21 protein-coding genes and 1 pseudogene are annotated in these 24,872 nt (G+C 71.2%); 14 read left to right on the forward strand and 8 right to left on the reverse strand.

The genetic code is table 11. The features are described from left to right. Positions 1-109 precede the first annotated feature (109 nt). Together KUM49_RS12865 and KUM49_RS12870 are read right to left on the reverse strand one after the other, a co-directional pair. Positions 110-1,033, reverse strand: coding sequence for a hypothetical protein (locus KUM49_RS12865; RefSeq protein ID WP_217236923.1), 924 nt, complete (start codon positions 1,031-1,033; stop codon positions 110-112). 257 nt (positions 1,034-1,290) lie between these two features. Beyond that, on the reverse strand, positions 1,291-4,455 hold the full coding sequence (locus KUM49_RS12870; RefSeq protein ID WP_217236924.1) for a sacsin N-terminal ATP-binding-like domain-containing protein: 3,165 nt from the start codon (positions 4,453-4,455) through the stop codon (positions 1,291-1,293). A 404-nt stretch (positions 4,456-4,859) separates the two neighbouring features. Here KUM49_RS12870 and KUM49_RS48250 point away from each other — a divergent pair, with 404 nt between their 5' ends. Then, positions 4,860-7,607: a hypothetical protein gene (locus KUM49_RS48250; RefSeq protein WP_374200150.1), complete on the forward strand. Its 2,748-nt coding sequence runs from the start codon at positions 4,860-4,862 to the stop codon at positions 7,605-7,607. 126 nt (positions 7,608-7,733) lie between these two features. Beyond that, on the forward strand, positions 7,734-8,480 hold the full coding sequence (locus KUM49_RS12880) for an immunity 49 family protein (RefSeq protein WP_254401149.1): 747 nt from the start codon (positions 7,734-7,736) through the stop codon (positions 8,478-8,480). Between the two features lie 12 nt (positions 8,481-8,492). Here KUM49_RS12880 and KUM49_RS12885 read toward each other — a convergent pair whose 3' ends face one another. Continuing rightward, positions 8,493-8,702, reverse strand: a complete 210-nt coding sequence (locus KUM49_RS12885; protein WP_217236926.1) for a DUF397 domain-containing protein — start codon at positions 8,700-8,702, stop codon at positions 8,493-8,495. After that, a complete protein-coding gene (locus tag KUM49_RS12890; RefSeq protein ID WP_217236927.1) occupies positions 8,699-9,577 on the reverse strand; it encodes a helix-turn-helix transcriptional regulator in 879 nt (292 codons plus the stop codon). Before KUM49_RS12890 ends, KUM49_RS12885 begins: the two co-directional genes overlap by 4 nt. 193 nt (positions 9,578-9,770) lie before the next feature. On the opposite strand from KUM49_RS12890, the pseudogene KUM49_RS48255 reads away from it, so the two are divergent. The 3 genes and pseudogenes from KUM49_RS48255 to KUM49_RS12900 all read left to right on the forward strand — a co-directional run. Beyond that, positions 9,771-10,138: pseudogene (locus KUM49_RS48255) on the forward strand (ATP-binding protein); the annotation flags it as partial. Positions 10,139-10,398: 260 nt separating this feature from the next. Beyond that, complete coding sequence (locus tag KUM49_RS12895; RefSeq protein ID WP_217236928.1) at positions 10,399-11,271, forward strand: helix-turn-helix domain-containing protein; 873 nt, start codon at positions 10,399-10,401, stop codon at positions 11,269-11,271. A gap of 34 nt (positions 11,272-11,305) precedes the next feature. Next, positions 11,306-12,196, forward strand: a complete 891-nt coding sequence (locus KUM49_RS12900) for a hypothetical protein (protein WP_217236929.1) — start codon at positions 11,306-11,308, stop codon at positions 12,194-12,196. Positions 12,197-12,259: 63 nt separating this feature from the next. Here the strand turns inward: KUM49_RS12900 and KUM49_RS12905 are convergent, their stop codons facing one another. Next, the gene (locus KUM49_RS12905; RefSeq protein ID WP_217236930.1) at positions 12,260-13,186 is read right to left on the reverse strand and encodes a DUF3027 domain-containing protein; all 927 of its coding nucleotides are present in this window, start codon (positions 13,184-13,186) and stop codon (positions 12,260-12,262) included. A gap of 269 nt (positions 13,187-13,455) precedes the next feature. On the opposite strand from KUM49_RS12905, the gene KUM49_RS12910 reads away from it, so the two are divergent. The 4 genes from KUM49_RS12910 (at position 13,456) to KUM49_RS12925 (ending at position 17,046) form a co-directional block, all read left to right on the forward strand. Next, positions 13,456-14,910, forward strand: coding sequence for an MFS transporter (locus tag KUM49_RS12910; RefSeq protein WP_217236931.1), 1,455 nt, complete (start codon positions 13,456-13,458; stop codon positions 14,908-14,910). 61 nt (positions 14,911-14,971) lie between these two features. Then, positions 14,972-15,472 (forward strand): hypothetical protein, encoded by a 501-nt coding sequence (locus KUM49_RS12915; RefSeq protein ID WP_217236932.1) that lies wholly within the window; start codon positions 14,972-14,974, stop codon positions 15,470-15,472. 13 nt (positions 15,473-15,485) lie between these two features. Beyond that, on the forward strand, positions 15,486-16,193 hold the full coding sequence (locus KUM49_RS12920) for a futalosine hydrolase (RefSeq protein ID WP_217236933.1): 708 nt from the start codon (positions 15,486-15,488) through the stop codon (positions 16,191-16,193). Beyond that, positions 16,183-17,046 (forward strand): 1,4-dihydroxy-6-naphthoate synthase, encoded by an 864-nt coding sequence (locus tag KUM49_RS12925; RefSeq protein ID WP_217236934.1) that lies wholly within the window; start codon positions 16,183-16,185, stop codon positions 17,044-17,046. The genes KUM49_RS12920 and KUM49_RS12925 overlap by 11 nt, the downstream gene beginning before the upstream one ends. 8 nt (positions 17,047-17,054) lie before the next feature. On the opposite strand, the gene KUM49_RS49785 is transcribed toward KUM49_RS12925, so the two are convergent. Then, a complete protein-coding gene (locus KUM49_RS49785; RefSeq protein WP_217236935.1) occupies positions 17,055-17,438 on the reverse strand; it encodes a cold-shock protein in 384 nt (127 codons plus the stop codon). Between the two features lie 164 nt (positions 17,439-17,602). Between KUM49_RS49785 and KUM49_RS12935 the strand changes: the two genes are divergently transcribed. Then, positions 17,603-17,851 carry a hypothetical protein gene (locus KUM49_RS12935; protein WP_217236936.1) on the forward strand — a complete coding sequence of 83 codons (249 nt, stop codon included), beginning with the start codon at positions 17,603-17,605 and terminating at the stop codon, positions 17,849-17,851. Here KUM49_RS12935 and KUM49_RS12940 read toward each other — a convergent pair. Together KUM49_RS12940 and KUM49_RS12945 are read right to left on the reverse strand one after the other, a co-directional pair. Beyond that, positions 17,830-18,462: an HAD family hydrolase gene (locus KUM49_RS12940; RefSeq protein WP_217236937.1), complete on the reverse strand. Its 633-nt coding sequence runs from the start codon at positions 18,460-18,462 to the stop codon at positions 17,830-17,832. The two genes, KUM49_RS12935 and KUM49_RS12940, sit on opposite strands and share 22 nt — an antisense overlap. Positions 18,463-18,527: 65 nt before the next feature. Continuing rightward, positions 18,528-19,601 carry a hypothetical protein gene (locus tag KUM49_RS12945; protein ID WP_217236938.1) on the reverse strand — a complete coding sequence of 358 codons (1,074 nt, stop codon included), beginning with the start codon at positions 19,599-19,601 and terminating at the stop codon, positions 18,528-18,530. Between the two features lie 272 nt (positions 19,602-19,873). On the opposite strand from KUM49_RS12945, the gene KUM49_RS12950 reads away from it, so the two are divergent. From KUM49_RS12950 to KUM49_RS12960, 4 genes are all read left to right on the forward strand, one after another. Next, on the forward strand, positions 19,874-22,402 hold the full coding sequence (locus KUM49_RS12950; protein ID WP_217236939.1) for a helicase C-terminal domain-containing protein: 2,529 nt from the start codon (positions 19,874-19,876) through the stop codon (positions 22,400-22,402). A 201-nt stretch (positions 22,403-22,603) separates the two neighbouring features. After that, on the forward strand, positions 22,604-22,732 hold the full coding sequence (locus KUM49_RS49790) for a hypothetical protein (RefSeq protein ID WP_302185430.1): 129 nt from the start codon (positions 22,604-22,606) through the stop codon (positions 22,730-22,732). 104 nt (positions 22,733-22,836) lie between these two features. Further along, positions 22,837-23,049 (forward strand): hypothetical protein, encoded by a 213-nt coding sequence (locus KUM49_RS12955; protein WP_217236940.1) that lies wholly within the window; start codon positions 22,837-22,839, stop codon positions 23,047-23,049. A 165-nt stretch (positions 23,050-23,214) separates the two neighbouring features. After that, complete coding sequence (locus tag KUM49_RS12960) at positions 23,215-24,858, forward strand: DNA repair helicase XPB (protein WP_217236941.1); 1,644 nt, start codon at positions 23,215-23,217, stop codon at positions 24,856-24,858. The last annotated feature ends 14 nt before the right edge of the window (positions 24,859-24,872 follow it).

The raw sequence follows: 24,872 nt of genomic DNA on the forward strand, positions 1-24,872 counted from the left end.
TTGTACGGTCGAATCCGGATTTTGTGTCCGGGATACCAACTCCTTGCGAAGCGCAGAGAAAAGGCCGGCCCCGGATGGATTCCGGGGCCGGCCGCAACGCGTTGGGTGTTTACTTCACGTCGACGAAGTCACCCGCGGCGCTGACCGCCGGGGTGCTGGCCGTACCCGCGAAGCTGTAGCGGAAGTAGCCGTCGGTGGCCGCCTTCACGGTCGTGCTCAGGTTGCCCGTGGAGTTCGTCGTGATGGTCTTCACCGTGGTGTAGGTGGTGGAGCCCTTCTTGCGGAACTGCAGCTTGACCGGCTGGCCGGAGTAACCCGCGTACTTGTGGGTCTCCCAGTTGGCGCGGGACAGCTTGCCCGTGACGGTGATGGTCTTGCCCTTGACGACCGGCTCCGGCGAGGCGTTGACCGTCAGCTTGGAGAGGCGCTGGAGCCTGGTGGTGCCCAGCCCGTCCTGCTCGACGTAACCGACCTTGCTCCAGTCGGTGTCCTCGGCCTCGGGGTCTTCGCCGTTCAGGGCGATGGCGTAGCCGCCGACCTTCCACGTGGTGGCGAAGGAGTTGATCAGCTCGACGTCCGGGTAGACGTCGATGGTGCCCTTGCAGTTGGCGGTGGTGGTCGAGGTCGCCGTGCAGGTCGGCCACTCGTCGCCGTAGAGGGTGTAGTCGTAGTCCGCGTAGGACGCGCCGCGGTAGAGCTCGACGTCCATCAGGAAGTCGGAGGCGTTGAGGTTGACGTCCGCCGCGTGCGTGACCTTGTACGTCACCGGGACGGTCACCTGGGCGGCGACGCCCGCGACGATCGGCTTGCCGTTGTTGATCTTCACGCCGGAGAAGGACAGGTCGAGCGCGTACGGCTCGCCGATGTCGGCGGCGGCGAAGGCGCTCTTGCCGGAAGCCGACTTCGCGGCCTGGACGGTCTTCTGAATGTCGGACTTGCTGGGCGACGCGCTGTCGGCCTGTGCGGCCGGTACTACGAGGGCGGACAGGGCCAGGGCGCCGGTGACGGCGGCCACGGTGGCACGAATGCGCATGTGTTCCCCACGTGGAGAAGGGGCCCCGGCAGTGGTCGTTCCCTACGGCTCGTCGTCGCACGGGGCCCAAGTGATGATGGAGCCTGTTGGCTCACGTGATGAGATCCGCGACGCATGTGAATGGTTGTACGAAGTTTTGGAGATTTTTTGACGGGCCTTCAGGAGAAGACCTCCGGGAAACATGACTACGGGGACCGTCCGGCAGGACGGCCCCCGTAGCCACGTCACGTCATGTCACGTCATGAGACGTCATCGCATCAGTCGAACCAGCGATCCCGCGCCAGCTCCCCCGTCCGCGACGGATCCTCCATCAGCGCGGCCACCTCGAACCGCCGGGGCCACTGCCCCGCCGCCCAGGCGAGGCCCGCGGCGACGCCCTCCAGGGTCGCGGCGTGCAGGGTGCCGTCGTTCGTCAGGCGCCAGTCGATCTCCACGCCGTCGACGAAGAGTTCCTCGTGCTCGACGTACGTGGCAGGGGTCCGCGCCCCCAGCAGCAGCCGCACCGACTCCGGTACGTCGTGTTCGGTGCCCTCGGAGTCGACTCCTCCGGTGACGGACTCGCTCAGCCGGCGCACCTGGAACAGTTCGGCCAGCTCGGCGGCCCGGGCGGGCCGTACGGGCAGCAGCGGGACGCCCTCGGTGAAGGGCAGCAGGTCGGGCGAGTCGACGACCACGGCGTCGGCCGCGTCGACCACCTCGACCCGCCCGTCGACGACGGCGCGCAGCTCGTCCGGCAGGGTCACCTGCTCAGGGTCCAGCTCGGCCAACGCGCTGTACAGGGCGTGCAGTTGGGCACCGGTGACGTCCCGGTCCGGATCGGCGAGCCGGTCGAGGAGTTCGGCGGCGCCGCCGGGCTCGTCGAGCAACGCGGCCACGGACGTCCGTACGCCCAGCGCCCGCAGCACCTGCTCGTCGTCGAACCCGGCCGCGTCGGCCTCGTCGTACAGCCCGTGCAGAAGCGGGTCGCCGCCGGCGGCGAGGAGCCCGGCGGGGCGGCGGCCGTCGAGCACCGGGTGCCCGCGCAACCACCAAGCGGTGTAAGGCCGTACGACCTCGTGCGTGCCGTCCGGCAGCAGCATCCGCACCTGCTGGGTGAGCGCGTCACGCAAGGGCGGCTTGGAGAGGAGCGCGAGCGCCTGCGGCCATTTGTCGTCGTCCACCAGGTCCAGGTCGCGCACGGCGACCAGCTCGGTGGCGACGGGCGGTACGGGCGTGTCCGGGAAGCGGTCGAGGATGTCCTCGCACCACACGTCGACGGCGTCGAGCAGACCGACGTCGTCCGGCTCGGCGAAGTCGCTGTCGCGGGGCTCCAGTTCGTCCGGGTCGAGGACCACGTCGGTGGCGCGGACCAGGGCGAAGTTGGCGAGGACGCCACAGGCGGCCAACGGCTGCTCGCCCCACCTGTCGGCCAGCTCGGGGTCGATGGAGGCGAGTTCGTCCTCGCGCATGACCTGGTGGAACGGGCTTCCGGGGAAGACGAGTTCGCTCGCCGGGGACAGTTCCCCGTCCTCGTCGGGGAGGGCGAGGGCACCGAGCCAGGGCTCGTCGCCCGGCTCCAGGTCCGCGTCCCGGACCAGCGCGAGGACGGTGTCGGCCAGTTCCTCGGCGTCGGGCGCGTCCTGCTCCCAGTCCAGTCCGCCCTCGTCGTCGAGGGAGGCGGCCACGGCGGCCCGGACCTGCGGGGTCGTGAGCACGGCCCGGGCCGTCGCCGGGAGGGCGCCCAGCTTCTCCAGCAGGGGGTGGGCGGCGTCCGGGTGGGCGACCTTGAGGCCGAGCCGGGCGAGGACTTCGGGGTCGATGCGGGCGGCGTCGGCGGTGGGCAGCAGCACCTGCCGGGGCCCGATGGTGGTCCGGCCGTCGGCGAGCGGCACGGGCAGCCCGGACAGCCGGTCCGGATCGACCCCGGCCAGGCTGTCGTACAGCCGCCGCCACCAGTCGGGCTCCTTCTCCAGCCCGGCCAGCCGGTCGACGGCGTCGGTCAGCGGAACCCGCGCGACCCCCAACGTCCGCAGCTCCACCCGCCGTTCGAGCCCGGCGGGCAGGAGGGTGGGCAGCACCTCGGCCAGCACACGGACGGTGTCGGATCCGGCGCCCTCGACGATCTCGGCGTCACGGGGACGCAGGGCCACGGGCAGGTCGTCGTCCTCTGAGGCATCCGCTGAGGGCTCTGCTGCGGCATCTGCTGCGGCATCTGCCGAGGGCTCTGTGGCCGGCGGCAGGAAGGAGGTCCGCGGCAACCGCTCCAGGATCGCCTGGCGCAGCGCCCCGTCCAGCTCGCCCTTGCCCAGCGGGCCGGGCACGAGGCCGATGATGCCGGCGGTCACCGGGCGCCAGTCGGCGAGGAGTCCGGCGTACGCGTCGGCCGCCCGCTGCACGAGGAAGTCGGTCAGCGGACCGGGGGCCGCGTGCCGACGGGTCGTGTCCAGTGGCAGGGACGCGATGAGAAGGGCGGGGACGCCCAGGGGCTCGTCGCTCGGAGTGGGGGCGTGCACGAAGGGGGTGGTGCGGGGCCGGGCGGGCGTGCCGTCCTCGTCGACCGGCACGGCCCAGGTGACCGACCAGTGCGGTCGCAAACGTTCCTCGACGGGCCGGTCGGCGAGCAGGTCGGGCGTGAGCGGCCCGTGCCCCACGGCGGTACGCCAGCGGGTCGTACCGTCCCGCGAGTCCTCTACGACGGTGAAGTCGCCGTCGGTCCGACGCCGCAGCGTCCGCGGGGCGTCCCCCTCGACCTCGATCACGACCTCCTCCAGCCCCGGCAGGGCGAGGAGCAGGGCGTCGTCCACGGCGGCGAGGAGGCGTCCGGCGAGATCGGCGGCGGCCGGGTCGCGCAGGGGCAGGATGACGGCCGTGTCGTACGGGTCGGGAGCGGTGCCCTCGGCGGCGAACGGCAGCCGCAGCAGGGGAACATGCCCGTCGCGCCGGCGGACCTCGTCTCCCAGCCCCGGACTGTGCCGGGCGACGTCCGCGGCCAGCTCCCGGGCCTCGGCGAGGGACCAGCGGACACCGCCGTGCCGCCCGACGACCGCGGGCTCGTCGGTGACGGAGAGAACGGCCGCGAACCCGACGCCGAAACGGCCGATGGAGGGGGTGTCGCGCTTGGCGGAGGCGCGGAGGGTGGCCAGGGACTCCACACCCGCCGCGTCGAGGGGGGCACCGGTGTTGGCGGCCACGAGGACACCCTCACGAAGGGTGAGCCGGAGCCGGCCGGGCACCCCTGCCCTGGCAGCCGCATCGGCGGCATTCTGAGCGAGCTCCACGACGAGCCGGTCCCTGTACCCGCCGAGGACAAGATCCTCCTCGGCGTTTGCGTCCTCGCGGAAGCGAGCGGGGCTGGTGGCCCAGGCGTCGAGTACGCCTCGCCTGAGACGGGCGGTCCCGAAGGGGTCAGCACCCTCGGCCGCGGGCCGCACGAACTTACTCACGTTGACTCTCCTCATCGGCGTGACGATGAAGGTACCGCTCGGAGGGCGGGGGTGCGTGGGCCGCCTGGGCGGATCGGGGCCGTCGGCGTGCCGGGGGCGGCCCCGGAGCAGGGACCGCACGTAAGTGAGCAGCCCCCGGGCGGCAACCTTTGGCCAGAACCGGATTGCGGATGCAACGCGCCGATTGATACAGATGATCGAGTCGGTGGCGTGTGGGAGCAGTGGGGGCGAGTGGCGGGGTGCTCAAGCCGGGGGAAATACCGCAGTTCCAGGGCGACTTGGATCAGCTGGAGACCGACTGCGCGGACTTGAACAAGGATGCGGGCAACGTCCGTAGGACCGGCGAGGACGTCCACTCCCGGTTCCAGGGCCTGTCGGCGTACTACGTCGCGTCGGAGGCGGAGGTGCTCTTCGCGAAGACGAAGCCGGTCGCGGACCGCGCGGACGCGTTCGCCGACGACCTTGAGACGGTGACCGGTGCCCTGTCGTCGTATGCCACCGAGGTCCGCCCCCTGGCGGCCAGACTGAAGGAGCTCAAGGCCAGGGCCGGGACGTTCGTGACGTCGGTCAGGGACGACGACGAGTGGGAGTACGACGAGGACAAGGTCGACGAACACAACCGGATCCGGGACGAGATCACCGCGACGGTGGCGGCGTTCTGGGCGGCGGAACGCACCTGCCACAACAAGATCACCGCCTTGTGGGGCGGCACGCAGATGGTCGCCGGGGACGGCTCCGACCGCAAGGACCAGTACGGCTTCTCCGCGGACGACATGAAGAACGCCAAGGTGCCCTGGGGTGACCCGGTGGAGGAGAAGCACCACTGGTACGAGGTCGGCCACTGGGTGAAGTCGTTCGTGTGGGACGGGTTCATCGTCGACGGCGTCTGGGGCACCGTCAAAGGCCTGGGCACGCTGGTGGGCTTCGGCGGCTGGGACGCGATGGGCCAGGCATGGAAGGGCCTCGCGCAACTCGGCGCCGGCATCGGCCTCACCTTGAACCCGATCCTGGGCACGGCGTTCTGGCTGCTGCCCGAGGACCAACTCCCCGCCTCCATCCGCGATTCGCGCACCGCGATGAAGGAGACGGGCAAGGCCCTGCTGGCATGGGACGAGTGGGGCAGGAACCCCGGCCGCGCCGCCGGAGCGGTCACCTTCAACGTGCTGACGACGGTGTTCACGGGTGGTGCGGGTGCCGGGGTGTCGGGCGCGGGCAAGGCGGGCGCGGCGGCGAAGGCGCTGTCGGTGGCGGGCAAGGCGAGCCACTTCGTGGACCCCATGACCTACGTCGCCAAGGCCGCCGGCGCGGGCCTGTCGAAGATCGGCGACATCAGCAAGGGACTGCGGGGCGTGGGCGCGATCCACGTCCCGCCTCTCCCGGAGGGCGCCTTCGCCCTGCCGGAGGGCACGTTGACCCTCCCGGACGGCACGGTGAGGCTGCCCGAGGGCACGGCGATCCCGCAGGGCGCGACCCGACTGCCGGACGGCACCGTCCAACTCCCCCACGACACCGTGACCCTCCCCCCGGGCACGACGAAACTGCCGAGCGTGGACGGCTCCCCGGCCCACTACATGGACGGCAACGGCAACCTCCTCGACCAGCACGGCAACGTGATCGACAACGTCCACAACGCACCGACCGACGTCGTCGACAAGCCCGCCTCCGGCACCCCGGCCGCAGGCGCGGACGTGCCCGACGTGGGCACCCCCGTGAAGGAACCCGCCCTGGTCGGCACGGGCACCCACACCGCCGACCAAGCCGGCCAGCCGGTGCGGCTGGGTGCCAGCGTGGGCAACGACCTCGGCGACGTCGGCCGCGTAGGCGACAACGCCCCCGTCACCCCGGCAATCCATGCCGCAGATGATTTCTCCGGCGGCGTCGGCAACCACCTTCCCGGCAGCAGCGCTGGAGACAACCTGCCAGGCGGCGGAGTTGGCGACCATCTCCCGACGAACAGCATCGACCCCCGTGGCCCGGGCGGAACTCCGGACAGGGCGATCCCCGGCACAGGAACCAGCGACCGTCTGCCCGGCGGCCACACCGACGACCTGCGCAATGGTGGTACCAGATCCAGTGGGCACGACGTACCGGGTGGCAGTGGCACCGACGGGTTGCCGGGGCATGGCCACGAGGTACCCCCAGGCGGCAGCAACCTGGACAACCTCGGCAAGGCCGACGACGATGCGCTTGGTGATGCAGGGAGGCACGGCGAAGACCAGCCGACACCTGGCCACACGTCCAGTCCTGAACGTCCCCCCTTCATGCGGGATGGCGACAACCCGTACGGTCCGAAGGGCTCACTCACTCCGGACCAGGTCAAGGAAATTCAGGTCTACCGCGCCAATCACGAGCCGGGATACTTCGAGCGCTACTACTACAACGACGGTCGTCGAATCAGGACGACCATCGCTGACGAGAGCACCCTTGTGCCGGTCCAACTGCACGTGGACCCCGTCACCGGGGTCAAGACCGCGGCGTCCGATGCACCGCCTCCCATCCCCCAGAAGTACGTTGATGGCGCTGAGATAGGCCGAGGGCGGCACGAAGTGCTGAGCCCGGAAACACTGCAGCAGTTGGACGAGGCGGCAGCCCATCGCAGGAGTTCGATCGACTATTCCATGAGCGCCGAGCGACACAGGAATGGCATCACGGGTTTGGACGACTCGGACCTGATGCAGCGCGATGCAGGAAACGAATACCGGTCTGCAATGAACTCGAGGACCAAGGCGGCCGAAGCCTACGGCGAGATGATCGCGGAACGTCAGTTCATTTCCGAGCATTACCCGAATTCCACCAAAGAAACACTGTACGGGCCGGCCAATGGAAACGATCAGTTCGACCAGGTGTGGCGTCGCGAAGACGGCGGGTTCGTGGTCGTGGAGGCGAAATCCGACATCACGACAGATCTGGGCTCTCGCCGGATACCCCCGGAGGATGGCGGCGGAAGAGCCATGCAAGGCACGCGCGAATACTTCAAGGACATCCTCAAAGAGATGCGGCTGCGAGGCCGTGACCATCCCAGCGAAGACCTGTTGGCAGATGAACTGGAGATGGCCCTTGCGGAAGGCAAGCTTGATTACATCCTTGTCATGGGGAAGTCCGACGGCGCCAAGTACGCTGGCTACGAAACGCACCAGTTCGACATCGGGTGACGGGAGCAAGGGGTGACAGTGAGGGTGGATCGGCACGGGAGCCCTGGCCCGGACGACCAGGCGTACGCGCAGCGACTGGGTGACGGACTCACCAGGTCCATTTCCATGCTCGAGCAGAAACCACACATGTTCGACTTCACGCTGAGCAAGGCGATGACACATCTGCAGGCCCGCCTCGCGGCCAATCCCGATGCCTCCCTGCTGGCAACCTGGGAGGCAGTCGTCACGGCGATGCAAGTGAGCTCCGCAATGTTCGCCGCGTCGAGTCGAACCGAGGGTGTGGTGGAATGCCGCATCGCCGACGAGATGCGCATCATTCCGTCAACCGGACGGCAGCCCTACATCAAGCCGGGTAACTGGCTCACGGCGTTCTGGTTGTCCGTCGTCTGCCGCGAGCAGGACCGCATGAGCCAGTTGTGCGAGATCTCACTCGACACCCTGCGCACTTCGGGCACCGATTACGACGAGTACGTCTACCACTGGATCGATTCCTTGCAGACATACTGGTTGGAGCGTCCGGGACTCGGCGACAAGCTCGTCACCACGATTCAGACGTCCTCCCCGGATGTCGCACTGATCGCCGACCGAGAAGTCCTGGACAAGATCCTGTACCAACCGATCAACCTCTTCCAGTACTTCCTTCGCAAAGATCACGAAGGTTTCAATCAAGCTCTTGTCGAAGCACTGGAACTTCACAAGTCGTTCTGGACGGCGTCCGAGGAACGTGAAAAAACCGTCGAGGGCTACCTTGCGCTCGGCCCTCTCGCCATCGCCTGTCTTGCCCATGACGCCGGTTTCCCGATCGACGTCGAATCCGACTACGTCCCAAGCCAGTTGCTGAACCGTGCCTGGCTGGGCGAGTTCCCTACGTAAGGCGCACCCCGGTCAGCCCTCGGACGCGTACGTCACGAAGTCGACCCACGCGGCCGGAGTGACGGCGAGCCGCGGGCCCTCGGTGTGCTTGGAGTCGCGGACATGGATGGTGTCGAGGGTCGGGGCGATCTCGACGCAGGAGTCGCCCTCGCTGCTGCTGCTGTAGCTGCTCTTGAACCACGCCAGGTCGGACGCGCCCCCGGCCGAGGTGTTACGGCTCATGTTTCCCCCAGCAGTTGCTCGATGAAGGCGGCGGACTCACGCGGCGTGAGAGCCTGCGCCCGGATGATGCCATACCGAAGTTCAAGGATACGGAGCTGCCTGGGCTCAGACACGGGTCGGCCGTTGGCCACGGCCGGCGATCGGCCCATCGCCAAGCCATCGGCGAATTTCAGCACCTCGATCCCGCCCGCAAGCCCGGCGTGCTCCTCGCGATCCATCGGCATCACCTGAAGCTCGACGTTCCGCAACCGCCCGGTGACCAGCAGATGTTCGAGCTGGCGTCGCAGCACCGCCCTCCCCCCGAGCGGGCGGCGAAGCGTCCACTCCTCCAGGACGAAGCTGAGTTCAGGCACGGGGTCCCGCTCGAAGACCGCCTTGCGGGCCACCCGTGCGGCGATGAACCGCTCCACCTCGTCCTCGGTGTACGCGGGGCGCCGCATCAGCAGCAGCCCTCGTGCGTATTCCGGCGTCTGCAACAGCCCGTGGACGTTCAGCGGGTCGTACAGCTGAAGCTCGACAGCCTTCGCCTCCATCTGCGCCAGGTCCCGCACCTTCTTCGGGTACCGGACCTTCCTAACGTCCTCCTTCATCGCGGCGAGCAGCCCGCCCGCCGCCAGCACCTCGTCCGCCCTGTCCAGGTACTCGGGACGGGGGATCCGCTTCCCGGCCTCGATCTTGTAGACCATGTCCTCGCCGTACCCGACCGCCTCCCCGAAGTCGGCGGCCCGCATCTCCACCGCCTCCCGCCGCAGCCTCAGCTGCCGCCCCACCGTGGCGACGACCGCCACACCCCAGTCGTCGTCCGGGTCGACCTCCCAACCCGGCTCGTCCGCCTCGGTCTTGAGCCGCCCCGCGTGACCGTCCACCTGCTGCATCCCGCACCCCTCCGTCGTACGACCGTGCCTCGACGCCCCTACCCGTACGGCCGTTCCGGACAGCCCGGACACCACCGGACAACGTCCGGACAGTCACCGTACGCAACGGAGTCGTCACTGTTCACGGTAGGCGCGGACGGCCACTCTGAGTGACGTGATCCACGAAACCGCCGCCCCCGCTCGCAACTTCAGCGTGCAGCTGTCCCCCACGCCCCGCGGAGCCCGCCTCGCCCGCCTGCTCGCCACCGAGCAACTGCGCTCGTGGCAGCTCCCCCTGGACCCGGCACGCCACCTCGTCGCCGAACTCGCCGCCAACGCCGCCACCCACAGCCGCGTCCCCGGTCGGGACTTCCAAGCCTCTACGTCGTCGCCGACACCCTCCGCATCGAGGTCACCGACACCTGCGTCGACCGCCTGCCCAGCCTCCAAGTCCCCGACCCCGACGCCGAGTCAGGCCGAGGGCTCGTCCTCGTCGAGGCGCTTGCCGACCGCTGGGGCGTCACCCGGGGGCCGCACCCGCGCAAGACCGTCTGGGCGGAGCTGAATCTCCCACCGGAACCCAGAAACGCGGGCTTCGGTGACAGGGGCGCCTTCCCCAAAGAACCACGAGGTGAAAGCACCCCCACCAAGCCCCACCCCACCCTCCCGCCGCGCCGCACGCCACCTCACCCGGGCGAGTGAACATCGCCAACTCGGCTGGCTTTCCGGCAGGTTGCCGGCCCTACTCTCAGCGCAACACAACCGCAGACATGCGACGGCCCCCGCCGGGACTGGCATCCCAATGCGAGGGCCTGACCAACGAGGAAGAAAGCACCTTCCTGATGGATACGCACGACATTAGCGTGCCCTCGCACGCCCAGTCCCGGCCCGCGGGCAAAAACCACCCCCACCGGCACGCCCACCCCGGCGGCGGCCTGGACCACGACCACACCCGCCACACCACCCGCTTCACGGTGATCGGCAACCACCTCGCCCAGCACCCCGAGCTCTCGCTCCTCGCGATCGGGCTCGGCGCCCACATCCAGTCCCTGCCCAAGGGCGCCCGCGTCGACATCAAGACACTCGCCGCCCGCTTCCCCGAGGGCGCGACCCGCATCGCCGCCGCCCTGCGGGAGCTGGAGGCCCACGGCTACCTGCGCCGCACCCGCGTACGCGCCCCCGGCGGCCGCATCATCACCCGGACCGTCTCCTGCAACCAGCCCGGACGGCACCGCGACGCCGACCACGAGCCCGTCGCACACCCCGCACACCCCGCCCCGAGGAAACGGGCACCCCGAAAGCCCCTCCCCGCCGTCCCGAGCCCTGCGCATCCCGCCCCCGCCCTCCTCCAGAGGGCCACGGACCTCCTCGCCGACCTCCGCCGCCACGACCCCTGCCTGCTCCTGTCCACCTGCGACACGGCCCACCTGGCCCCGGGCGTCGCCGCCTGGCTGGAACGCGACGTCACCCCCACCGCCGTACGCCACGCCCTGACCGCGGATCTCCCACCCGAGGGCCCACGACGCCCCGCCGCCCTCCTGGCCCACCGCCTCACCGCCCAACTGCCGCCCCCACCCCCGTTCCGCACACCGACCGCGCCACCACCGGCCACCCGCCACCCACTCCAGACCTGCGACGCCTGCGACCGCGCCTTCCGCTCCCCCGCACCCGGCCACTGCCGCGACTGCCGGGCCCCGTCACCCGCCCCCGTCTGAGGATCCACAGACCCGCCCAAGCTCAAGGAACCGCATGGTCAACTCGTCCCACGAGGCGATGCACCGCATCTTCCAGGAGTACCCCGGCCTGTTCACCGGCGTCTCCAAGGCCCTCGGGCTGCCGTTCATCCAGCCCACGTCCGTCACGGTTCTGCCGACCGACCTCACCGAGATCCAGCCCGTCGAACGCCGCGTCGACACACTCCTGCGGTTCGACGGCGAGGAGCCGGTCCTGCTGGCCGTCGAAGCGCAGAGCGCGAAGGACCCGAACAAGCCCGCCAGCTGGGCGTACTACCTGTCCTTCCTGCACACCAAGTACAAGACCCCGCCCCTGCTGCTGGTCGTCTGCCAGGACCGGGCCACAGCCGAGTGGGCCGCCCAGCCCGTACCCATCGGGCCCCGGTGGTGGGCCGCCCTCACGCTCCACCCGCTGGTGGCCGGTCCGCACAACATGCCCGTGATCAACGATCCGGACGAGGCCCGTGCCGACCTGGCGCTGGCCACACTGTCCGCCATCACCCACGCGAAGGAACCGGCCGTCGATGGGATACTGAAGGCCCTCTCCACCGCTCTGCAGGACGTGCCCGAAGCCGTCGCCGACCCCATCATCGAATTCACCGCACAGGGCCTCGGCGTCAATCGCCGGGCCGGAGAACTCTGGAGGAACCTGGTGGCCGTGGACCTTTCCTTCTACAAGTCGTATCTCTCCGAGGAAATCCGTGACGAGGGCCGCGCCCAGGCAAAGGCCGAAGGCATCCTGCACCTGCTGGACCGCCGTGGCGTCGAGGTCTCGGACGCAGACCGCGAGCGCGTCACGTCGTGCGACGACCTTGATGTCCTCGACCTCTGGTTCGACCGCGCCATCACCGCCACCTCGGCGGAACAGGTCCTCTCAGAGACCGCGGACCGACCCACGGGTGAGTAGCGAGCGAGTCCGATCCTGGACACGAGTTGGCGCCGTGTCCGGATCAGACTCCCACCGGGCCCCTTACGAGTGCCCCAGCTCCGCCGCATCCTCGTCGGAGACATCCGGTACCGACCCGGAGTCCCGCGCCGGCCGCAGCGGGAACGGATCCACCGTCGTCTCGTCGATCACCGGGGGTGCCGGCCGTGGCGGAGCCGGCATGACCGCTGCCTCGGAGTGGCCTCCGCAGCCGTAGGACAGGGAGACGAGGCGCCCGTCGGCCGGGGCGAACTCGTTGGCGCAGATGCCGAAGGCCTGGCCCAGGGAGCCACCGATCGGCACGAGGAAACCGCAGCTGACGCAGGCCGCGGGTGCGGCCTGGGCCATGGGGGTCTTCGCGCCGTAGGACTCCTCCCAGCGGTCGGCGGCGATGTGCAGGCCGTAGCGGGACAGGACGCGGGCCCGGCGCATGCCGAGTTCCTCGGCGACGGCGGCGATGGAACCGCGGGCCGGGACCACGGGCAGGGTCGCGGGCGCGCCCGGCGTGACCTCCGCGTCCTCGGCCTCGACCAGCTCGGCCATCTCCTCGGAGACGGGCGAGCTCGGCAGCGGCTCGTCCTCACCGGTGTAGCCGGGCTCCAGGCGCAGGTCCTCGGCGTCGGTGGGGAGGAGGTCACCGGGGCCCATGTCGCCCGGGCGCAGCCGCTCGCTCCAGGGCACCCACTCCGGGGCGAGGAGGGCGTCCGGGCCGGGCAGGAGCACCACCTCGTCCAGGGTCACGAACTTGGCGCGGGAGGCGCGGGCGACCGTGACGGCCCAGCGCCAGCCCCGGTAGCCGAGTTCCTTGCACTCGAAGAAGTGCGTGACGACACGGTCGCCCTCGGACACCAGCCCCGAGTGCTCGCCGACCACACCTGGTGCGGCGGCCTCCTCGGCGGCGGAGCGGGCGAGGTCGACGGCCTCGGCGCACAGGCGGTCGGGGGTGCGGCTTCGCGTGGTCGCTGCGCTCACAGGTATCGCTTCTCTCCTACGCCGTCTCTCTGGTGCGTCTGCCTGTCGGCGGCGGGGCGGACGGAGCGGACCACAGGACCGCGTCGACGTCCGCGCCCACTCACACTCGGGCGCACCTGTACCACCCATTCTGCGGGATGGCTGAGATACGCACGCTACCTGTTCGCGTGCGCTTGGCCTACACCGACGGGTCTGTTCGCTTTCAGAAGTGCACCTCCATACGCGCGGTAACCGCACTACACACGGCTTTCTCGGGGCACTATGACGGGGTGGCAGCCGCGAAGACTCCCGAAGGTGCCACCGGGGTCGGTGGGTCCAAAGGGATGTCCAAAGAGATCAAAGGCAGCAAGGGGAGCGGCCGAGGAAGCGGGTCGGGCCGGGCAGGAGGCCCTCTCCGCGCGATCGGTCGTGCCCTGCATCTGCCGGTGACGGGTCCCGCTCGCGGCATCCGCAAGGCGACGCACGCGCACGGGGCCGGCGAGTCCGGGCTCGGCAAGCTGATCGAGCTGCACGGTGTGAACGGCGCCGGGGATGTGATGATCACGGTCGCGTTGGCCTCCACCGTGTTCTTCTCGGTCCCCACGGACGAGGCCCGGGGGCGCGTCGCGCTCTATCTCGCGATCACGATGGCGCCCTTCACGGTCCTCGCCCCGGTGATCGGCCCGCTCCTGGACCGCATCCCGCACGGCCGCCGGGCGGCGATGGCGGGCGCGATGCTGGCCCGGGCGCTGCTCGCGCTGATCCTCTCCGGGGCGGTCGCCAGCGGCAGCCTGGAGCTGTATCCGGCGGCGCTGGGGGTGCTCGTCGCCTCGAAGGCGTACGGGGTCGTCAGAAGCGCCGTGGTGCCCCGGCTGCTCCCACCCCGCTTCTCCCTGGTGAAGGCCAACTCGCGGGTCACCCTCGGCGGGCTGCTCGCGACCGGCGTCGCCGCGCCGATCGCGGCGGGGCTGCAGTCGATCGGGTCGAGCTGGCCGCTCTACGGCGCCTTCGTGATCTTCATGGTGGGTACGTTCCTGTCCTTCACCCTGCCGCCGAAGGTCGACTCGGCCAAGGGCGAGGACGTGGCGCTGCTGGCCGCGGACGAGGCGCACCTGCACGGGCCGCACCTCAAGCCGGTCAAGCGGCCCGGGCTGCGCACGGTCGGCATCGCCGTCACGCACGCCCTCGGGGCCAACGCCGGGGTGCGCTGCCTGTCCGGGTTCCTGATCTTCTTCCTCGCCTTCCTGCTGCGGGAGCATCCGCTGACCGGGGAGAGCGCGGCCGTGTCGCTGGGCATAGTGATCGCCGCGGCGGGCACGGGCAACGCGCTCGGTACGGCGGTCGGGGCGTGGCTGCGGTCGAAGGCGCCGGAGCTCATCATCGTGACGGTGGTGGCGTGTGTGATCGCCGCGGCGATCACGGCGGCCATCTTCTTCGGCGCGCTCCTGGTGGCGTGTCTGGCGGCGGTCGCCGGGTTCGCGCAGGCTCTCGCCAAGCTGTCCCTGGACGCGCTGATCCAACGGGACGTGCCGGAGCAGGTGCGGACGTCGGCGTTCGCGCGCTCCGAGACGATCCTCCAGGTGTCCTGGGTGTTCGGCGGCGCGGTCGGCATCGTGATGCCTCTCAACGGCACGCTGGGCCTGTTCGTGGGCGCCGCGATCGTCGCCACCGGCTGGCTGGCCACCGTCAGGGGCCTGCTGACGTCGGCCCGCCACGGGGGCCCCGCGCGACCGAGGGTGGCGTAACGCACGGCACGTCGCACCCCCGCGTAGGAGGGTGGGTGGGCACGCCCGATAGCCTTCAGCCATGACCATGCTGCAATCCGTAGTGCGACGCCGCCGCGTCGTCGCCGCCGCCGGCGCCGTATCCGCCGGACTGCTCGTCCTGTCGGCCTGCGACAAGCCGACGCCGCGCGCCACCGTGACGGTCGGCTCGGACTCGGTGAGCGCCGAGGCCGCCTGCTACGACGACGGCAAGGACCTCGGCAGGGAAGAGGCCGCCAAGTGCGCCGTCAAGAAGGCGTCGCACACGATCGAGGTGCCGCAGAGCGAGACGCTGCGCATCGGTGTCGACCCCGAGGTGGCCGAGACGGGCTGGGCCCTGTGGATCAACGGCCAGCAGGTCACCAACGTCTACAAGAAGACGTACTACTCCTTCGAGGGCGTCGACCTCTTCGCCGACCAGCAGGGCCAGGCCGCGCCGAAGGAACTGAACATCAGCATCGTCGAGCAGGACAAGACCGACTCGACGGCCAGCAAGGTGTACAAGGGCGCCTGGAACTTCAAGCTGAAGAACGCGGACAGCTGATCCGCCGTCGTCCATGCGCATCCTCGTAGCCACCGCGGTCCCGGTCGAACGGGACGCGGTGGCGCGCGCGTTCCCGGGCACCGCCCGTGAGGTGCCGATACCGGGCGGGACGCTCCACCCGGTGCCCGGCGGGTACGACCTTCTCGCGGCCGGCGTCGGCCCCGCCCTCGCCGCCGCCTCCACCGCCGCCGCCCTCACCGCGGCCGCGCTCGAAGGCGCCCCCTACGGCCTCGTCGTCTCCGCCGGGATCGCCGGCGGCTTCCAGCCGGAGGCACCCCTCGGCTCACTCGTCGTCGCCGACGAGATCACCGCGGCCGACCTGGGGGCCGAGACGGCCGACGGGTTCCTGCCGGTGACCGAGCTGGGCTTCGGTACCGTCACCCACCGTCCGCCGGAAACACTCGTACGAGCTGTCGTGTCGGCGACCGGGGCGCGCCCCGGCACCGTCCTGACCGTGTCGACGGTGACCGGTACGGCCGCCCGGGCCACCGCCCTGCGCGAGCGCCACCCCCGCGCCCTCGCCGAGGCCATGGAGGGTTTCGGCGTCGCCGAGGCGGCCGCCGCCCACCGCGTGCCGGTCCTCGAACTGCGGGCCGTCTCCAACCCGGTCGGCCCGCGCGACCGGGCCGCCTGGCGCATCGGTGACGCGCTGAGCGCGTTGACGACGGCCTTCGGGAAGCTCACACCCGTACTGGAGAGTTGGAACCCACATGACCAGTGAGCCGTCGCAGCCGTCGCAGCCTTTGCAGATCGCGTACTCGCCCTGCCCCAACGACACCTTCACCTTCGACGCCCTCGCCCACGGCCGCGTCCCCGGCGCGCCCGCCCTCGACGTGAGCTTCGCGGACATCGACATCACCAACGGCATGGCCGAGCGCGGCGAGTCCGACGTGCTGAAGGTGTCGTACGCCGTGCTGCCGTACGTCCTCGACGCGTACGCGCTGCTGCCGTGCGGGGGTGCGCTGGGCCGGGGTTGCGGGCCGCTCGTCCTCACCCGCGGGCCAGGGGACCTGACGGGCCGTACGGTCGCCGTACCGAGCGAGAGGTCGACCGCGTACCTGCTGTTCCGGCTGTGGGCGGCGGACACGCTCCCCGGAGGTGTGGGCGAGATCGTGGTGATGCCGTTCCACGAGATCATGCCCGCCGTGCGGGACGGGAAGGTCGACGCGGGACTCGTCATCCACGAGGCGCGTTTCACGTACCAGAACTACGGGCTGCACAAGCTCGCGGACATGGGCGAGCACTGGGAGAACACGACCGGGCTGCCGATCCCGCTGGGCGCGATCATCGCCAGGCGGTCGCTGGGCGCCGAGACGCTGAGGCTGCTCGCCGACTCGATCCGGACGTCCGTCCGCGCGGCCTGGGACGATCCCGCGGTTTCCCGCCCGTATGTCATGGAGCACGCCCAGGAAATGGATCCGGCCGTCGCCGACCAGCACATCGGGCTGTACGTCAACGAATTCACGGCGGATCTGGGCGAGGACGGTTACGCGGCCGTACGCGGGCTGCTCACGCGCGCGGCGGCCGAGGGGCTGGTACCGCCCCTCGGCCCGAACGCGCTGGATTTCCCCTGAGGGAACGGCTATACGTCGAGCTGGTCGGCGACCGCCCGCAGCAGGCCGGCGATCTTCGCGCCGGCGGCCTTGTCGGGGTAACGGCCCCTTTCGAGCATCGGCGTGATGTTTTCGAGGAGGGTCGTCAGATCCTGGACGATGGAGGCCAGTTCGTCCGGCTTCTTGCGGGTCGCGGCCGCGACCGAGGGCGTCGGGTCGAGGATGGTGACCGAAAGAGCCTGGTCGCCGCGCTGGCCGGCGACGACACCGAACTCGACTCGCTGGCCCGGCTTGAGCATCTCGACTCCGGCGGGGAGGACCGAGGAATGGACGAAGACGTCACCGCCGTCGTCGCGGGAGAGAAAGCCGAAGCCCTTCTCGCTGTTGAACCACTTGACTTTGCCGGTAGGCACGTCTGTCCTCGTCCTCGTACTCGTCGGAAAACTGCTTCTGGAAACGGCTCTTGATAGCACTGGGGCGGGTCGTCGGGACCCGCCGGTTCCCAGGCTAATGGTCTTCAGGCCGGTGACAAGACGTCGCCCGGTTGTTCCTTCGCGCAGGGAACTACCCTGGTCCGGTGCGTGACAAAACCCAAACGAATTCCGCCGAGCCCGGTGACCGACTGATCCGCGCCGGTGTGCTCGTCTTCTTCATCGGTGCCGTGGCCACTTTGGTCACGGTGGCCCCGATGCTGCTCGGTACGACGCCCTTTCCGACGTACATGTTCGGCCTGAGCATGCTCATGGGCGTCGGCTTCCTGCTGGCCGGTGCCGGAGTGCTCCAGTCGGTCGCTGCGGGGCGCCGTCAGGCGCGGGCCGGGAGGTAGGCCGCCAGCCAGCCGGGGAACCCGGTGAGGTCGTCGAGCACGACGTCCGCGCCCGCCGTCCGCAGTTCGTCCGGGTCGCACGGGCCGGTGGCCACCGCGACCGAGAGCGCGCCGGCCTTCCGCGCGCCGCGTACGTCCCCGACGTGGTCGCCGACGTAGACGCCCGCGTCGTGCTCGCGCAGCGCGTCCGCCTTCTGCTCCGCCCACAGGTCGCCGATGACCTCGTCGGGTGCGATGCCCAGGTGCTCCAGGTGCAGCTCGGCGTTGGGCTCGTGCTTGGCGGTGACGACGATGGCGCGTCCGCCGGCGGCCCGCACCGCCGCTATCGCCTCGCGGGCGCCGGGCATCGCGGGTGTCGGCACGATGGCGATGGCCGGGTACATCGCGCGGTACAGGTCGGCCATGGGCTCGACCCGCTCCGCCGGGAACCAGTTGACCAGCTCCTGAGCGAGCGGCGGCCCGAGCCGGGTGACCGCCAGATCGGCGTCGATGTACGTCCCCGTCCGCTCGGACAGCGCCAGGTAGCAGGCGTGGATGCCGGGCCGGGAGTCGATGAGGGTCATGTCGAGGTCGAAGCCGACGGTCAGCGCGGGAGAGGTCGTGGAGGCCATATGGGCCATTGTGCCCAGCCGCGGTCACCGGCAGGCGAGCCGTGTGCCCTGCCCGTACCCGGGGCCTATCGCCGCCGCTGCGACCGCCACACCAGGAACAGCGCCGACGCGACCGCCGCCCCCCGCACCACCCACGGCCAGGTCTGCGCGAGCGCGTCGTTCATGTGCCCCTCGGCGACGGGGTCGCCCCACCGGTCCTCGGTCCGCCCCCACAGCCACACCGCACCGGCCGTCAGGGACAGGCCGGGCAGGATCACGACCGCCCACTTCGTCTCGGCGTCGCTCAGCCGCCGCGACGCGTAGGCGATGCCCCAGCCCAGCACGAGGACGATCCAGTTGCCGAGCACGGCACCGGCGACGAGCAGTCCGGCGGCGAGCAGGAGGAAGGGGTTGGTCCAGCCGCCCGTGCCGCCGTCGCCTCCGGTGCCGCCGCCCAGGAGCCGGAAGCGGCGGCGGGCGGCGGGCGCCTCGGCCACGGCCTCCGCGACGGGCGCGGGAGCGGTCTTCCCGAGCCGGACCAGCTTCCCGAGGGTCCCGGCCTTTCGCCGGACCGGGAGCGCGTGCTGCGCTTCGGCGGTCTCCTTCTCGACCGCCGGCTCCTCCTGCGGCGGCGGAGGCCTGAGCAGCTCCGGGATCTCCACGCCGCCGACGAAACCGGGCACGCTGTCGCCCACCCCGAACGGGCTGCTGTCCACCCGCCACCAGTCCGGCTGCGTGGCGCTGTCCCCGAGCTCGTGCGTGCTCGCCATGTGCGGCGGGGACGGCGCGTCGGACGGACCGGGGTCGGGGGACGCCTGGGCCGGCCGCGGCCGCGGCACGACCCGCCGCAGCCCCTTCGTGCGACCGCCCTCCTCCGCTTCCCGGTCCCGCTGTACGGGCACGCCGGCGGCCGGCGTCTGCGGCGCACCGCCGGTCCCGCCGGCGGCCTGGACGACCTCGTCGGGGCTGCCGAGGCGGTCGATGATGCGGCGGACCGCGGCGGGGCTGTCGACGGTGGCCTTCGCGCGGCGCCGGTCGATCTCGTTGCGCAGCTCCGACACCAGGCGCATCCGGGTGGCCGACGGCAGCTGCCGCTGCTGCGCCAAGTCACCGACGCGGCTCAGATACTCGTAGACGACCTGGTCGCTCTCGATACCCACGAAGTCCCCTCCGGGGTTGGCGCGTTGGATACCTCGTCGGACGACGGTATCGCGGGTGGGCACATATGCCGTAGCCGCGGGCGGCCGCGTCGGCCGGGTGGGCCAGCAGGTGGGTCGCGCAGCCCGGCGCCGCGGGGTGCCGCTGCGCCCACCCTGCCCCACTCTCGACTTCGCTCGAGCGGGGGGACCCTCATCGCCCCAGCGGCACGACTGCCCGCAGCGGGAGGTACACGCGGACCCCGTCGTCGTACCCACCCGCTACCGTGGGTCGGATGAGCAACCCGGCAGCACCGCCGCGCTCCCTCGCCGAAGCACTCCGTGCCAGGGACGACGCCTCCCTGGCCGCACTCCTGCGCGCCCGTCCCGACCTCATCACGCCCGTCCCCACCGACCTCACCCAGCTCGCGACCCGCGCCGGCACCCGCGCGTCGGTCGTCCGTGCACTGGAGCGGCTCGACCGGTTCGCGTTGCAGACGGCGGAGGCGCTGGCGGTGGCGCCGGACCCGGCGGCGTACGAGGAACTGCTCGGGCTGATGGCGGGCGACGAGCGGGACCCGGCGGTCACGGCCGCCCTGCCCCGGGCCCTCGGGACGCTGCGCGAGCAGGCGCTGGTGTGGGGCGGCGACGACCGGCTGCGGCTCGTGCGTACGGCCCGGGAGCTGCTGGCACCCTCGCCGCAGCATCCGTCGCCGACGGGGCTGGGGCCGACGGTCCAGGAGGCGACCTCGGGCATGTCGCCGGGCCGTATCCAGGACATCGTGACGGCGGCGGGGCTGGCGTCCACGCACGACGCGGTCTCGGCGGTGGCGGCGCTCACCGCGCTGTTCAGGAACCGGAAGCGGATGGGGGCGCTGCTCGCCGGTGCCCCGGAGCAGTCGCGGGAGGTGCTGGCCCGGTTGGTCTGGGGACCGCCGTACGGCCAGGTCACCGCGGATCCCGCGGCCCATCTGCGCTGGCTCGTCGACCGGGGTCTGCTGCTGCCGACGGCGCCGGGGACGGTCGTGCTGCCCCGGGAGGTGGCCCTGCATCTGCGCGGTGGCCGGGCGCACCGGGCCGCCGAGCCGCTGCCGCCCCCCGTGGAGGCCGCGGCCACCCATCGTCCACAGGTTGTGGACGCGGCGGCGGCCGGACAGGCGTACACCGCGCTGGCGACCGTCGAGGAGTTGCTGAAGGACTGGCACGAGGGCGGGCCCGCGGTGCTGCGGGCGGGCGGGCTCAGCGTCCGTGACCTGAAGCGGACCGCCGTCGCCCTCGACGTGTCCGAGCCCATCGCCGCGTTCTGGATCGAACTCGCCTACGCGGCGGGCCTGTTGGCCTCCGACGGAGAGCCCGACGAGCGGTACGCGGCGACACCGGCCTACGACGAGTGGCTGGAGCAGCCCCCGGCCCAGCGCTGGGCCGGGCTCGCCGAGGCGTGGCTGACGGCCACGCGGACGTCCGGGCTGGTGGGCGGTCGGGACGTGAAGGAACGCACGTTGTCGGCGCTGGGTCCGGGGCTGGACCGCTCGGCCGCGCCCGAGGTGCGGCACCGGGTGCTGACCCTGCTGGCCGGGCTGCCGGCGGGCGCCTCGCCGTCCGCCGAGTCGGTGCTGGCCCGCCTGAGCTGGGAGCGCCCCCTGCGCGGACCGCAGCGGGAGGACGACCTGCGGGCCCGGCTCGCCCGGTGGACGCTGTCGGAGGCGGAGCTGCTGGGCGTGACCGGCCGGGGCGCGATGTCGACGCAGGGACGGGCGCTGCTGGGCGCGCCGGCACCGAAAGCGGCAGCGGAGGAACCCGTCGGGCCCGGCGACAAGCTCCCCGTCCACCACCACCCCGTGCCGGCCGTCGAACCCCTCTCACCCCCCGAACAGGCCACCGCCTCCGCGACGGCCGCCCGCCTTCTGGGCCCTCTCCTCCCCGAGCCGCTGGACCACGTGCTGCTCCAGGCCGACCTGACGGCGGTGGCGCCGGGGCCGCTGAAGCGGCCGCTGGCGGAGACGCTGGGGGTGCTCGCCGACGTGGAGTCGAAGGGCGGGGCGACCGTCTACCGGTTCACGCCGGGCTCGGTGCGCCGCGCCCTGGACTCCGGCCGGGCCGCCTCCGACCTGCACACGTTCCTGGCCGAGCACTCCCGTACGCCGGTTCCGCAGCCGCTGTCGTACCTGATCGACGACGTGGCGCGCAGGCACGGTCATCTGCGCGTCGGTGCCGCCTCCGCCTACGTCCGCTGCGACGACGACGCGCTGCTCAACGAGATCATCGCCGACAAGCGTGCCGCGGGCCTCCGCCTGCGCCGCCTGGCCCCCACGGTCCTGGCCACCCAGGCAGACCCCGCCGCCCTGCTCGACGGGCTGCGCGCGATGGGGTTCGCGCCGGCCGCCGAGTCCGCCGAGGGCGAAGTCCTGATCTCCCGCGCCCACGCCCACCGCACCCCGCCGCGCACCGCGCCCGCGCCGGTTCCGGAGGGCCCCCCGGTCCCCGACGCGACCCTCCTGAACGCCGCGATCCGCGCCATCCGCGCCGGCGACCTGGCCTCCACGACCCCCCTCAAGCCGACGGCGGCCACCCCCGCCACCGGCGGCGACCTCCCCCGCACCAGCCCGGCCGAGACCCTTGCCACCATGCAGGCCGCCGTCCTCACCGGCGAGGCCCTGTGGATCGGCTACGTCAACGCCGAGGGCACCGCCACCCAGCGCCTCATCGCCCCGATCCGCGTCGAGGGCGGCTTCGTCACGGCGTTCGACCACACGGCGGACGAGGTACGGACGTATCCGCTGCACCGGGTGACGGGGGTCGCGGAGCTGGCGGAGGACCAGCTCTGAGGGCGGCTCACCGCTGTCTCACTCCCACGGGTGTACGTCCGTGATCATGCACGCCACGCCGGACACTTCCCACTCATGAGGGAGCTTCCCCGGCCTCCCGCATTCCGGCGCGAGCCGCCGGGCAGCCACGGGATGTCCTGATCACGCCCGAGCAGCCCCGCAGGCGGCCCGGGCGAGTGCAACAGAAAAAGGGAGTCCCCCATGCGTGCTGCCCGTCGTGTCGCCGCCGTTCTGACCGCCACCGCCCTGATGATCGGCGCCTTCGCCACCCAGGCCGCCGCCGTCGGCATCGACATCGCGGGGCTGGTCCTCGAAACTCCGCAGATCTGACGCACCCGCGCTCGTCCCCGGGCCGGTCCGGCGTTCCCGGGCCGGCCCGTCCCCTTCCGTCCGTTGCCCCTTCCGTCCCGTAGGTGAAAGGCCCGCACGTCCCCATGCGTACCAAGTGCCCCGTCCCCACCCGTTCCGCCGTCACCGCAGGCGTCACCACCGCCGTGGCCGCCGCCGCTGTCCTGGGCGCGCTGGCTCCCTCGGCCGCCGCGTTGCCGCTGCCCCTCCCGGTCGCCGCCGTCGAGCCACTGGTCACGGAGGGCGTCTCCGTCGAAGGGCCCCTGCTCAACAGCGTCAACCTGCCCTCGCTGAAGTAGCGGGGCGCATCCGGCAACCGTCCCCTTCGACCCGCACAGTGCGGCCCGCACGCGTCCGGCAGGGCCGCACTGTGACGCACCCCCCACCCGATCCGCAGCCGGTAAGGCACACTGGACGTTTGGCCGTGACCTCCTGACCTCCGGCCTTCGGAAAGGGTGCCGAGCGTGAATGGTCCACTCATCGTCCAGTCGGACAAGACTCTGCTGCTCGAAGTCGACCACGAGCGGGCGGACGACTGCCGTCGGGTCATCGCGCCGTTCGCGGAGCTGGAGCGGGCGCCGGAGCACATCCACACCTACCGGGTGACGCCGCTCGGGCTGTGGAACGCACGGGCGGCCGGGCACGACGCCGAACAGGTCGTGGACGCGCTGGTGGAGTTCAGCCGGTACCCGGTGCCGCACGCGCTGCTCGTGGACATCGCGGAGACGATGGACCGCTACGGCCGCCTGACCCTGTCCAAGCACCCGGCGCACGGACTGGTCCTCACCTCCACCGACCGTCCGGTCCTGGAGGAGGTCCTGCGCTCGAAGCGGATCGCCCCGCTGGTCGGCAACCGCATCGACCCCGACACCGTCGCCGTGCACCCCTCCGAGCGCGGGCAGATCAAGCAGACGCTGCTCAAGCTGGGCTGGCCGGCCGAGGACCTCGCGGGGTACGTCGACGGCGAGGCGCACGCGATCGAGCTGGCCGAGGAGGGATGGGCGCTCAGGCCGTACCAGAAGCAGGCCGTGGAGAACTTCTGGCACGGCGGGTCCGGTGTGGTCGTCCTGCCCTGTGGGGCCGGGAAGACGCTCGTCGGCGCCGGGGCCATGGCACAGGCCAAGTCGACCACCCTCATCCTCGTCACGAACACCGTCTCCGCGCGGCAGTGGAAGCACGAGCTGGTGAAGCGGACCTCCCTGACCGAGGAGGAGATCGGCGAGTACAGCGGGACGCGGAAGGAGATCCGGCCCGTCACCATCGCCACCTACCAGGTGCTGACGACCCGGCGGAAGGGCGTCTACCCGCACCTGGAGCTCTTCGACTCCCGGGACTGGGGCCTGATCCTCTACGACGAGGTGCACCTGCTGCCGGCGCCGGTCTTCAAGTTCACGGCCGATCTGCAGGCACGGCGGCGGCTGGGTCTGACCGCGACCCTCGTGCGGGAGGACGGGCGGGAGTCCGACGTGTTCTCGCTCATCGGGCCGAAGCGGTTCGACGCGCCGTGGAAGGAGATCGAGGCGCAGGGGTACATCGCGCCCGCCGACTGCGTCGAGGTCCGGGTGAACCTGACGGACGCCGAGCGGCTCGCGTACGCCACCGCCGAGACCGAGGAGAAGTACCGCTTCTGCGCGACGACCGTGACCAAGCGGAAGGTGACGGAGGCGATCGTGCGCCGGTTCGCCGGGCAGCAGATCCTCGTCATCGGGCAGTACATCGACCAGCTCGACGAGCTGGGAGAACACCTCGACGCGCCCGTGATCAAGGGCGAGACGTCCAACGCGCAGCGCGAGAAGCTTTTCGAGGCCTTCCGGCAGGGTGAGATCAGCGTGCTGGTGGTGTCGAAGGTGGCCAACTTCTCCATCGACCTGCCCGAGGCGACGGTCGCCATCCAGGTGTCGGGGACCTTCGGGTCACGGCAGGAGGAGGCACAGCGGCTGGGGCGGGTGCTGCGGCCGAAGGCGGACGGTCACCAGGCCCACTTCTACTCCGTGGTCGCCCGGGACACCATCGACCAGGACTTCGCCGCGCACCGGCAGCGGTTCCTCGCGGAACAGGGGTACGCCTACCGGATCGTGGACGCGGACGAGCTGCTCGCGGACAGCTGAGCGCCCAGGAGGAG

Origin of the sequence: Streptomyces sp. AC555_RSS877 (assembly GCF_019049245.1) — a bacterium.
Taxonomy (GTDB): Bacteria; Actinomycetota; Actinomycetes; order Streptomycetales; family Streptomycetaceae; genus Streptomyces.